This window comes from Thermosynechococcus sp. PKX95, from assembly GCF_031583295.1.
Classification (GTDB): Bacteria; Cyanobacteriota; Cyanobacteriia; order Thermosynechococcales; family Thermosynechococcaceae; genus Thermosynechococcus.
This window is the reverse complement of record NZ_CP134171.1, coordinates 766,243-778,090: the sequence shown is the minus strand read 5'-3', so window position 1 is coordinate 778,090 and position 11,848 is coordinate 766,243. Positions and strand designations below refer to the sequence as shown.

9 protein-coding genes and 1 other RNA gene are annotated in these 11,848 nt (G+C 55.5%); 6 read left to right on the top strand and 4 right to left on the bottom strand.

Annotated features, from left to right (window positions below; translation table 11 throughout):
• Nucleotides 1-9: 9 nt before the first annotated feature.
• The gene (gene hisF / locus RHH81_RS03545) at nt 10-804 is read right to left on the bottom strand and encodes an imidazole glycerol phosphate synthase subunit HisF (protein WP_149820833.1); all 795 of its coding nucleotides are present in this window, start codon (nt 802-804) and stop codon (nt 10-12) included.
• Between the two features lie 15 nt (nt 805-819).
• A complete protein-coding gene (locus RHH81_RS03540; RefSeq protein WP_206201094.1) occupies nt 820-1,479 on the bottom strand; it encodes a hypothetical protein in 660 nt (219 codons plus the stop codon).
• A gap of 123 nt (nt 1,480-1,602) precedes the next feature.
• On the opposite strand from RHH81_RS03540, the gene mrdA reads away from it, so the two are divergent.
• The 3 genes from mrdA (at nt 1,603) to RHH81_RS03525 (ending at nt 6,537) form a co-directional block, all read left to right on the top strand.
• Complete coding sequence (gene mrdA, locus RHH81_RS03535; protein WP_206201093.1) at nt 1,603-3,381, top strand: penicillin-binding protein 2; 1,779 nt, start codon at nt 1,603-1,605, stop codon at nt 3,379-3,381.
• A 77-nt stretch (nt 3,382-3,458) separates the two neighbouring features.
• Nucleotides 3,459-4,418 carry a M23 family metallopeptidase gene (locus RHH81_RS03530; RefSeq protein WP_310743395.1) on the top strand — a complete coding sequence of 320 codons (960 nt, stop codon included), beginning with the start codon at nt 3,459-3,461 and terminating at the stop codon, nt 4,416-4,418.
• A 10-nt stretch (nt 4,419-4,428) separates the two neighbouring features.
• The gene (locus tag RHH81_RS03525; RefSeq protein ID WP_310743394.1) at nt 4,429-6,537 is read left to right on the top strand and encodes a M3 family metallopeptidase; all 2,109 of its coding nucleotides are present in this window, start codon (nt 4,429-4,431) and stop codon (nt 6,535-6,537) included.
• Between the two features lie 8 nt (nt 6,538-6,545).
• Here RHH81_RS03525 and RHH81_RS03520 read toward each other — a convergent pair whose 3' ends face one another.
• Nucleotides 6,546-6,758 (bottom strand): DUF2949 domain-containing protein, encoded by a 213-nt coding sequence (locus tag RHH81_RS03520; protein ID WP_206201090.1) that lies wholly within the window; start codon nt 6,756-6,758, stop codon nt 6,546-6,548.
• Between the two features lie 201 nt (nt 6,759-6,959).
• Between RHH81_RS03520 and RHH81_RS03515 the strand changes: the two genes are divergently transcribed.
• The 3 genes from RHH81_RS03515 to ssrA all read left to right on the top strand — a co-directional run bounded on the left by RHH81_RS03515 (nt 6,960) and on the right by ssrA (nt 10,004).
• Nucleotides 6,960-7,769, top strand: a complete 810-nt coding sequence (locus tag RHH81_RS03515; protein WP_310743393.1) for a TPM domain-containing protein — start codon at nt 6,960-6,962, stop codon at nt 7,767-7,769.
• A 91-nt stretch (nt 7,770-7,860) separates the two neighbouring features.
• Nucleotides 7,861-9,564, top strand: coding sequence for a helicase HerA domain-containing protein (locus tag RHH81_RS03510; protein WP_310743392.1), 1,704 nt, complete (start codon nt 7,861-7,863; stop codon nt 9,562-9,564).
• Nucleotides 9,565-9,618: 54 nt separating this feature from the next.
• Nucleotides 9,619-10,004, top strand: a transfer-messenger RNA (tmRNA) gene (gene ssrA, locus RHH81_RS03505).
• Here the strand turns inward: ssrA and RHH81_RS03500 are convergent.
• Nucleotides 10,002-11,804, bottom strand: a complete 1,803-nt coding sequence (locus RHH81_RS03500; protein WP_206201087.1) for an N-acetylmuramoyl-L-alanine amidase — start codon at nt 11,802-11,804, stop codon at nt 10,002-10,004. The genes ssrA and RHH81_RS03500 overlap by 3 nt on opposite strands.
• Between the last annotated feature and the right edge of the window lie 44 nt (nt 11,805-11,848).

The following is an 11,848-nucleotide window of genomic DNA, read 5'->3' as shown; positions in this document are numbered from 1 at the left end:
TCTCTTCGCTTATCGGCAAGGGAGGGGTTCTTCTTGGCGCACGGGCACTTGGTGCTGATGGAGATAGTCCTTGATCTGGGCGATCGTCAGTTGGCCATAGTGTAGGAGCGAAGCCAACAGTGCCGCCTCTGCTTTCCCTTCCACAAGAGCCGCGCGAATATGCTCACAGGTACCCGCCCCCCCAGAGGCAATCACAGGAATCTCCACCCGCTCAGCGATCGCCCGCGTCAATTCGAGGTCGTAGCCCGCCTGTGTCCCATCGGCATCCATACTGGTCACCAGCAGTTCGCCCGCACCCCGTTTAGCCATTTCCACCGCCCATTCAATCGCATCTAGCCCCGTAGCTTCCCGTCCGCCGCGCACATAGACTTGCCAACGGGGGTTTTTAGGATCCCAATGGGGTTCGCGCCGCGCATCAATGGCGACAACAATACATTGGGCACCAAAGCGATCGCTGGCCTGATTCACGAGATCGGGTTGCCGCACTGCCGCCGAATTCAGGCTGACTTTATCTGCCCCGGCGCGCAATAGATCTTTGATCATCGTCAGGGACTGAATCCCGCCCCCCACCGTCAGGGGAATGAACACCTGATCCGCGGTGCGATAGACGACATCAATAATAATGTTCCGCTCTTCATGGGTGGCCGTAATATCGAGAAACACCAGCTCATCCGCACCCGCTGCATTGTAGGCTTGCGCCAGTTCGACCGGATCGCCGGCATCGCGCAGGTTGACAAAGTTCACGCCCTTGACGACGCGACCCGCCTTCACATCCAGACAGGGCAAAATTCGTTTGGCAAGCATTTAGCCTCCTTGGGACTACTGCACAGTGACACGGCGACCCCCGCCACTGACAAAGATAATGGCGCGACCCTCCGCCATCGGTTCCCAACCGACATCAAAGCCACTGCGCCAAGCCACTGCACGGGCTGCCCGGAAACAATCAAAGCTATCGGGACGCACAAAAAAGACAAGGGAATAGCGGCTGGGGGAGAGGCGATCAATGGTACGCCGAAAGTTGGACGCGGGTTTTTCCAGCGTGCTAAAGGATTCGCCACCGCTGCGATCGCGGGGTTCAAAAAGGGTTTGCAAAATTGGTTGCCCTTGGCTGTGCACCAGACTCAGGCGCACATCGTAGTAGCGGGTACGGTGGCGAAAGGACTCTAGTTGTTGCTGAATTTGGCGGGGATCTGCAAAGGGATTTTCTGTAATGCGCCGCAGGTGGCGATCGATGGCCTCACTGGCTTGATCCTCCTCAAGGGGCAGGGCACGATTTTCACGACACTCAAAGAAATACACCTGCTTGCGGGTTTCGCGGGCAATGGGCGTGCGCACAAGAGCAGGAGACACCGCTGCTGTCAAGCTGGCAAAGAGGCAGACAAAGATCATCACCCCCACGGTATTGGTGAGGACATCGAGGAACGAGTCGAGATTTTGACTGGGGGCTTGGACTTGGGGACGGCAGCGCGATCGCTTCATGAAGCGGCAGTACAGAGACTTCTTCTAGGGTATCGGAATTCTTGACCTCTGGTCTTAGCGCATCTGATAGAGTGGCAATACAGTGGCAATTAGCATAGATCACTCATCAACTCCTCGCAACTTATGGCAATGCTAAAAACGCGCCCCCCTCGTCCCCTCACCTACCAAGCCTACGATCGTGTGGTTGGCAAACAGGGGCGGGTCTTGGTATTGCTCTCGATCATGACCGTATTTTTGCTGGGGGGTATTGGGAGTCGCTTGGCCTACCTGCAAATTGTCGAGGGCGATCGCAACCGCCAGATGGCCGATGAAAACCGTATTCGCCTGATTCCCAAACCGCCGGAGCGAGGGAAGATTTTGGATCGCAAAGGGCGGATCCTCGCGGGAAATAAGTTCTCCTACTCGGTATTTCTCTGGCCCCTTGCGGCGAAAAAGCCCGAATGGCCGCAGACGGTGAACATTCTCTCGCGGGTGCTCAATATCCCTGCCAGTGAGATCGAAGCGCGAGTCAAGCAAGCAGGGGTGAATTCTCCTTCGTTGATTCGCATTGCCCAAGGGATTAGCCAAGCCCAAATCATTGCCCTTGAAGAACACCGCAATTTCTTGACAGGGGTGGAAATTGACCGCGAAGCCCTGCGCTTTTACCCCCATGGCGAAACGGCGGCTCACATCATTGGCTACATCGGCGAACTGAATGAGGAGGAACTAGCGGCTCGTCGAGATCAGGGCTACCGCCTTGGCGATGTCATGGGCAAAATGGGTGTCGAAGCCACCTACGAAAACGTATTGCGGGGGACATGGGGTGGTCAGCAGGTGGAGGTGGATGGTCAAGGCAAAGTGATCCGCATTCTAGGCCAAAAGGTGGCTCGACCGGGGAATGACATCACGCTGTCAGTGGATTTGGACTTGCAAAAAGCGGCGGAAGCAGCCCTAGGGAGTCGGCCGGGGGCGATCGTGGCCATGGATCCCCGTGATGGAGCGATTCTGGCTCTGGCCAGTTACCCTGCCTTTGATCCCAATTGGTTTGCCCGCCGCATGACCCAAGCCCAGTGGGAGGAGCTGCAACGGCGGCAGTTTCCCTTTGTCAACCGTGCCCTTCAGGGGTTTCCTCCCGCGAGTACCTTCAAAATCGTGACAACGGTGGCCGGCTTGGAGTCAGGGAAGTTTAGCCCCGATACCGTACTGATGACCTATCCTGCCCTCTACACAGGGGGCTTTGCCTTCCACGATTGGAACCGGGCGGGCTTTGGCCCTCTGGGCTTTGCCGGTGCCATGGCATGGAGTAGTAACACCTTTTTTGGTCAAGTGGCGCGCCGCATTGGACCTGAAACCCTGATTCATTGGGCGCATCGCTTTGGAATGGGGTCTAAAACCGGCATTGACTTACCCGGTGAAGCTCCCGGATTTGTGCCAACCCCCCAGTGGAAGCAAGAAACCTTTGGCGAGGGGTGGTACGACGGCGATTCCTTGATTACCGCCATTGGTCAAGGGGCCTTGCAGGTGAGTCCGCTTCAAGCCGCGGTCATGTTTGCAGTGCCTGCCAATGGGGGCTATAAAGTGCGGCCACACCTGATTGCTTCCGACAATCCCCATCGCTGGCGGCAATCATTGAACCTAAAGCCCTCTACCATTCAAGTGCTGCGCCAAGGGTTACGGCAGGTGGTGACCAGTGGTACAGGGGCTGCCCTAAATGTTCCTGAGGTGGCGATCGCCGGCAAAAGTGGTACCGGGGAAGACCCACCTCGCCCTAACCACACTTGGTTTGGTGCCTATGCCCCTGCAGACAAACCGGAAATTGTGGTCGTTGCCTTTGCCGAAAACTCTGGTGGTGGGGGTGGGTCTGTGGCAGGTCCGATGGTGCTCAAAGTGATTCAGACCTATATGAAAATTCGCGATCGCTAGCCCCTTGCGGCCAAGCAGATTGTCATTCCCCAAGGTTGCGCCTAGAATTTGAAGGAATGCGTGTGATGGGGTGAACCATGATCGAGCAGCGCGTCCTTGCCCTTGGGCTGACAATAGGTCTCTTGACAACCGCCTTGGGGACTCGCCAGAGTGTTGCTGAAACGATTCCTGCTGAACCAGAAGCGGCTGCACCGATCCTTGTCAATCCTGTTCAACCGGTGGACAGTGAGCCTCTTGTTTTTTCCACAGAACCCGTGGATCCGCCCCCTAGCAGTGAACCCCTCGAAAACCTTAAGCCCGCCCGCTCCATCCCCGTGGTGATCCAAGAGCGCTCCACAGGCTGTCAAGCGATCGTTAGCGAGGGCGTTCCCCCCAACATTTGCCAAGCCCAAGGTGCTCCACAACCCCTAGTGACCCCCACGGCTACATCACCTTCTGCTCCAGCTTCTCATCGCCCCTTGGTGGCTGCAAACCCAAGAAATTTTGTGCCATCTGCCCAAACGGCTGCACCGACCTATGTACGCCAGCCCTTTCCGGGACCGAATCCCTTGCGTTGGCTAAAGGTCAACAATGGCCAAATGCTCTTTCCCTTGCCGTTTCCGGTGCCCATTACCTCAACTTTTGGCTGGCGCATCCATCCCATTTTTGGCGATCGCCGCTTCCATTCGGGAACGGATTTGGGCGCCCCTGAAGGCACACCCGTGTTGGCGGTTTTTGATGGTCGCGTGGTTGAGTCCAACTGGCTAGGGGGCTATGGCCTCACCGTCATTTTGCAACACCCGCCAGAGCAGCACCAAACCCTCTATGCCCACCTCTCACAGCGCTTTGTCAATCCCGGTCAATGGGTGAAGCAGGGGGATGTCATTGGCCTCGTGGGTAGTACGGGCAACTCCACTGGTCCGCACCTGCATTTTGAGATCCATGAGATGACGGCTCAGGGGTTGATTCCTGTTGCCCCCGAAGCGCGGTTAGAATTGGCCTTAGCACAGTTAAAGCAGGCGATCGCCCAAGCGCGTCAGCAATCGAATCGCAGTTAGTAGGATACCGATGGTTATTGCGACTTCCCCTCACACCGATAATCCCCTCTTGCGGGGCGATGGTTTTCCCCCCTTTGATCAGATTGAGGTGAGCCATGTTGAGCCAGCCGTGCGCCAACTCTTGCAGGAACTCACCCAAGAATTAGAGACCCTCGAGCAATCCTTCACGCCCACGTGGGAAGGGCTAGTGGAACCCCTCGAACGTTTGAGCGATCGCCTCGGTTGGACATGGGGGATTGTCAGTCATCTCACCGGCGTCAAAAATAGTCCCGAATTGCGTCAAGCCTACGAAGCCGTTCAACCCCAAGTAGTGGAGTTTTACACCCGTTTGGGTCAATCGCGCCCCCTCTATGAAGGCTTTAAGGCACTGGCTGCCAGTCCAGACTTTCAGAGCTATCCCCCTGCGCGCAAACGCATTGTTGAGGCCGCCATTCGTAACGCCGAACACAGTGGCGTCAGTTTGACAGGAGCCGCCAAAGAGCGCTTCAACACCATTCAACTGGAATTGGCGGAGCTATCTACCCAGTTTTCCAACAATCTTTTGGATGCCACCAAGGCCTTTCGCCTCAAGCTCACCCAACCCGATGAAGTGGCTGGACTTCCCCCCAGCTTGCTGGCGCTGGCTGCCCAAACCGCTCGCCAAGATGGCATTGAGACCGCCACCCCCGAAACAGGGCCATGGCACATTACCCTCGACTTCCCCAGCTTTGGTCCCTTTATGCAGCACAGCCAACGGCGGGATTTGCGGGAGCAGGTCTATCGCGCCTACATTTCCCGTGCCAGCAGTGGGGAGTGGGATAACCGTCCCATTCTTGAGCGCATCCTTGCCCTGCGGATCGAAGAGGCACAGCTTTTGGGATTCAACACCTATGCTGAACTCAGCCTTGCCAGCAAAATGGCCGATAGTGTGGCCAGTGTGGAAAAGCTCCTCGAGGAACTGCGGCAAGTCAGCTATCGTGCGGCGGCGCAAGAACTGGAAGAACTGAAAGCCTTTGCTGCTGCCCAAGGGGCACCTGAAGCCACCGATCTGCAGCACTGGGATATTCCCTATTGGGCTGAACGGCAGCGGGAAGCCCGCTTTGACTTCAACGATGAGGAACTGCGTCCCTATTTTCCTTTGCCCCAAGTGCTGGAGGGCTTATTTGGGCTAGTGAAGCGACTGTTTGGGGTGACGGTGGTGCCTGCGGATGGTCAAGTACCCGTTTGGCATCCTGATGTGCGCTTTTTTGCCATCCTCGATGAAAATCATCTGACGATCGCCCACTTTTATCTTGACCCCTACAGCCGTCCTGCCGAAAAACGCGGTGGGGCATGGATGGACGATTGCCTTGGCCGTGCCAAATATCGCATTCAGGGGGAATGGCGCACCCGCTTACCCGTGGCCTACTTGGTGTGCAATCAAACCCCCCCAGTGGATGGTAAGCCCAGCCTGATGACCTTTAGCGAAGTGGAAACCCTCTTCCATGAGTTTGGGCATGGTTTGCACCACATGCTGACGCGGGTGGATGAAATGGGGGCAGCGGGCATCAACAATGTGGAGTGGGATGCCGTCGAACTTCCCAGTCAATTTATGGAAAATTGGTGCTACCATCGGCCGACACTCTTTGGCATGGCACGCCACTATGAAACGGGGGAACCGCTGCCAGAACACTACTATGAAAAACTGGTTGCCGCCCGCACCTATCGCGCAGGCAGTGCTCTATTGCGGCAGTTGCACTTTAGTTTGTTAGATTTAGAACTGCACCATCGCTATCAATCGGGGCAAGGAGAAACCCCCCAACAAGTGCGCGATCGCCTAGCGCAGACCACAACAATCTTGCCCCCCCTGCCAGAAGATGCCTTTCTCTGTAGCTTTAGCCACATTTTTGCCGGTGGCTACGCAGCGGGTTACTACAGCTATTTGTGGGCAGAAGTTCTCAGTGCCGATGCCTTTGCTGCCTTTGAGGAAGCAGGCCTAGACAACGAGCAAGCCATTGCTGAAATGGGACGACGCTATCGCGAAACCGTGCTTGCCCTTGGCGGCAGCCAACCCCCGATGGAGATCTTCAAAGCCTTCCGCGGCCGTGAACCGATCACTGAGCCTCTCCTACGGCACCGAGGATTGTTGTCGAACACTTAGTTTGCCACTTACGGAGCCTTTGGCAGGCGATCGCCCCGCGTTTGATCCAGCCACTCAAAAATCCGATCCAACTGCTCCAAGGTAATCAATCCATACTGCCAAAGAATAATCGGCAACGATCCCCGTTGCTGTTGCCATTGCCGCACCGCCATTGCAATGCTCTCTGGTGGCAGTGCCAGTTCCTGTTCGAGATAGTGCAGTAGCTGAGAAGAGTAGGGCATCGTAGGTGAGGAGTGGCTGATGAAACAGGGATATAAGGTTTAGGTATTTAGACTTGCAGTATAGCAATGGGATTCTCAGGATAGGGTGAGTTTAACAAAAGCTGCATATTGTCTGAGAAGACGGCAGCGCTGATTGCAATGTTTCGCAGCATACCCTTAAGATAATTAAAAAAGATGCCCTATTTGTAAATTTTTATTACGATGCTTCAGCAATTGCGGCGCTTGTTTTACCAAGTTGGTTTAGGGATGGTGCTGGTTAGCCTCTGCTGGTTGGGGGCGATCGCCCCTGCCCACAGCTTCAACAATCCAGAGTTGTTGCCCGCGGAGCCAACCAATGTCGTTGACTTAGCGCAGATTCTGACACCCGTTCAAAAGGAACGGCTTGACAGCGAACTGGCAGAGTTTGAAGCCCAGACCGGCTGGAAATTGCGGGTTCTCACCCAGTACGATCGCACCCCCGGCCTCGCAGTGCGGGATTTTTGGGACTTAGACGATCGCAGTATTCTGCTGGTGGCCGATACGCGCGGTGGCAATCTTTTGAACTTCAATGTTGGCGACACCGCCTACCGCGTCCTCCAGCGCACCTTTTGGGTTGAATTGCAAACCCGCTTTGGCAATCAATACTTTGTCCGAGACAACGGCGAAGATCAGGCCATCCTGCAATCGCTTCATGCCATTGAAACCTGCCTCTCCCAAGGGGGGTGCCGTGCCGTACCGGGATTACCCCAAGAGCAATGGCTGCTCACCCTTGCCACCTCCATCTTTGGCGGCATCATTTTGGGCTTTGTGGCGCGTCCCCGCCGTGCGGATCAAAAAGTGGCTTGGACGTGGATTCTTCTTTTTTCACCGCTGTGGGGCATGCTTTTCTTTGCCTTTGGTTTAGGGCCAGTGGTGGTGCGCACCCAAGAATGGCTACCGGTCTTGCGCAATGTTGCTGGTTTTGCCTTGGGTGCCATTGTTGCCTTTTTAATTCCTGCCCCCAGTGAGCCGCCGCCCGTTCTAGAAGAGTAGGCGCCGTCAGGCTCTCAATTGGAAAATCGCGTAGGATTGAGGTTAACGACATTAGCTCTCTTTACTCTCTTTGGGTTACCCGTCCTGTGCGATGAACAGTAGCCACCCTTCTTCTCGCCACATTGTCGGCATTGTCAAAGGCCCCGGTGATAGCGGTAGCGAGTATGTTTTTATTACTGCCGATGCCCAGCCAGTGCGCATTGGTGAATTTGTCTATTATGAGTTGAGCCATTCCCCAAGTGTGGCCTCAAACTCCCATGCTGCTGCGGTTCACCAAGTCTTGGGCAAGATTACTGGCTGCCGTCTGATTGAGCATCTACCGGATCGGATGTTTGCTGATCACGAACTGAATCCCGGTGCGGTGGCTGCCCTGATTGGTTTTACCTGTGAACCGGCGGAACTCTACGAAATAACCGTAGAAGTGATGGGGGAATTTCATGAGGTCTTTGGCTTTAATAATTTGCGGCGGCTTCCCCTGCCGGGTGCCAAGGTCTATTTGGCTGACGACGCGCTGTTGCGGCATGTCCTCAATAAGAAAAAGCCAGAGGAGGTGGGGGCTGCCCATATCGGTTCACTGTTGTTGCGGCAGGAGGGTGCTGTGCCCATTGCCCTCGATGTCAAGGAACTGGTGAGTACGCATGTGGCCATCCTTGCCGGGACAGGTTCCGGGAAATCCTATACCGCAGGGGTTTTGGTGGAGGAATTGCTTTTACCGAAAAATCGCGCCGCAGTGCTGATCCTCGACCCCCATGGTGAATACCACACGCTGGCGCAGCTGAGGGGACACCCCGCTTTTCAAGGGGCGGATGGCTATCAACCTCAGGTGAAAATTATTACGCCCCAAGAGGTCAAAATTCGTGTTTCTTCCCTAGAGTTTCACGATATTCTGACGCTGCTCCCCCCGATGAGCGATCGCCAGCAGGCCATTCTCAAAAAAGCCCACGATGCAGTACGCCGCCTCTATCCCAATGGCCATTGGAGTACGCGGGACTTAATTACCGAAGTCTATGCTGTGGATCGCGTTGAGGATGAAGAGGGCAATGTCAAGCAGGGCTCCTCTGCCGATGCCTTGGCTTGGAAGCTAGAAAAAATGCAGCGCTCTGACTATTTCCATGCCAATGAGCATTTGCCCCCTTGCGAGTTGTTTGCCCCCGGCCAAGTCACCATCCTGCAAATGAATGAGATTCCCCTTGAGGAGCAGCAGGTGATTGCCACGGCAATTTTGCGCCAAACCAACCATGCCCGCATGAATACCCAAAAAGACCGCGTCTTTGAGGGGGATGAGCAGTACCTCCCCTACCCGGTGTTTATCTTAATTGAGGAGGCACACCGCTTTGCCCCTGCCCATGAACCTTCCCAATGTAAGCAGGTGCTGCGGACAATCCTCAGTGAGGGTCGTAAATTTGGCCTTGGGGTAGGACTGATTACTCAGCGTCCCGGCAAACTGGATAGCGATGTGCTCTCCCAGTGTATGAGCCAGTTTATGCTGCGGATTGTCAACCCTGTCGATCAAGAGAGCCTCAAGCATGGGGTGGAGGCCGCTGGCCGAGATTTGCTCAAAGAACTGCCTGCCCTGAGTAAGGGGCAAGTGATTATTGCGGGTGCCTGTGTGAATACGCCTGTCCTCTGTCGGGTGCGGCAACGCTTAACAACTCATGGGGGTGACACGCTGGATGCTCCTGACCTGTGGCAAAAGTATTTTGCCCAACACAAACAGTTGGATCGCATGGTGGCGATGGCAGGCCCGGCACCCCGTCCTAAACCGCGAACCATTGGCCGGCGATCGCTCGAATAATTAGCCGTTGTCAACTCCAAAAAAATGCGCTAGCTTAGGAGTAGCTCTATTCAAGGGGCTGAAACGGCTTCGACGTCCTAGTGAAAGTTGGGCTGTGATGCAGGTCGAGAGTGGGCTATCTCTCGTTAATCCAGAGTCCAAACCAAAAGTAACTGCGAACAACATCGTTCCTTTCGCTCGTAAAGCTGCTGCGGTAGCCTAAGACCTCTATACAGGTTCGAGCACTCGTTGTCCGACTCCGTTAAGGGCAGCGGGTTAACCCCAACGGATGCGCTAGGCAGTTCTCTCTGGTGGGCTGTTTAGCAAAGACTCTACCAGAGCATCCTACTGTTCGGGATAAGGAACAGTTCCCGCCTGAGGGTCAGAAAGGCTAAACCTGTGAAGGAGCAGTCGATGAATAGCTAGGGCGGACACGGGTTCGACTCCCGTCAGCTCCATCATCTTCCATGCAAAAAGTTCAAAATGCCTTGGGCGATCGCCCGTGCCATCTGCGTCCGCCACGCAGGATTCTTGAAGTTTGCGGCATCCTCTGCGCCCGTGACAAACCCTGTCTCGACAAGGGCAGAATCCATTGACGTATTGCGAATCACATAGAATCGTGCCGCCCTCACCCCGCGATCGCGAATGTTCAAGGAATTGAGAATACTATTGTGAATGGCAGATGCCAAACGACTGGAGCGTCCGGGGGCAAAGTAGGTTTCTAAACCATTGACATCGGGGCGAGCCAGACTAATAGCATTGGCGTGAATACTCACAAAGGCATTTGCCCGTGCCCGTTCCGCAATGGCGACCCGAGGAGCCAAGTCTAAGTCAATGTCTGTGGTGCGGGTCAGAATCACCTGTACCCCCTGCTGCTGCAAAAATTGGGAAACTTGCAGGCTGATATCGAGAACAATATCCTTTTCACGAATGCCGCCAATACCAATGGCACCGGGATCGCGTCCGCCATGTCCGGGATCAATGACCACCACAAACCGGCCGCGGGGGACGGGCTGATTGGGGGGCTGAGGGGTTGCTGTGGGGGGAATATCAATTGGGGTGGGCGTACTGCTCGGAGGGTCATTTGCTCCCTGAATTTGCACCACAAACGCTTCAGCTGACAGGGGACGAGGGCCAAGGATGCGAAAGTTGGGCGCTGGGGTGAGCAGAATCGAGACGGTTTGGTTATCCTCTTGGCGAAATTCAATATTGCTGAGGGGACTACCGGTAACTAGGCGGGGTTCGCGCAGATTACTGTCCAACTGTGCTTGCCGTAGGCGAATGCGATAGCGATTGCCTTCCCAGCCCACGTTATAGAAAACGGTGCGATCGCCCTGAATCAGCAACTCTCGTCCCCCCAAGTCAACGCGCTGAATCGTTGTGACAGGAGTTTGCGCACTGGCCGCAGGAATCACACTAGGGCGTTGGGACGGTGGCGGAGGTGGGGGTGTAATGGCCGTGGTTGAAGGCACAATCAAAAAGCCATCATAACGGGGCGTCACTTGCCAATCGGCATCTTGAGGGTCAATGTCGAGGGTAATTTGGACTTGGCGATTGCTCTGAGTCCGTACCTCTGCCCGGACACGATCCCGACCAAAGCGGCGCAGTTCCAAGCGCCGAGGACTAAAGTTGCGAATCAATTCACTATTGCTGAGGAGAATTTCAATGCGATCCCGACGGGGGCGGCGCAGGGTGTAACTGCCTTCGGGTAAGGGGCGATCGGCTAGCACTAGAAAACCTGTGGCATCTGCTCGCCAACTTCGCACTTGCAGCGGCCCTGTGGGCGTTACGGGAGGAGCAGAAGGAGGAGACGGTGGGGGTGGCGGCGGTAGCGAAACTGTTTGCTGCTGGGGGGTGGGCAGTTGCACCAACCAGTTATTAGCCGTGACTCCCCGAAAGCGCACCTGCTGCGGATCAATTGTAAAACCGTCCGCATATTCCACCACAATCCGCGTCGTTTGGGGGTCAAACTGAGCAACCCGCACTTGGCGAATGGCACCACTGTAGTTTTGACTGATCTGGGGGCTACCGAGAACGACACCCGGCAAGTCAATGACAAGGCGGGTCGGGTTATAGACCAACTCAGCACGGGGCTGAACAGCACGCTCCGTGCGAATTTCCAGTTGATTGGTGGCAGGGTTAAGTCGCCACAATTGTAGACGGCTGGCTGAAGCAGGCTGAGCCATGACCAGTGCAGCGGCAGGTGCCCATAGCAAACTCACTACAGCTCGAAATTGCCAAGAACGCCACGGTTGATCCATTCACGCTTCCTCCACCAGCGATGCACAATACCCTGCCAAGTTGG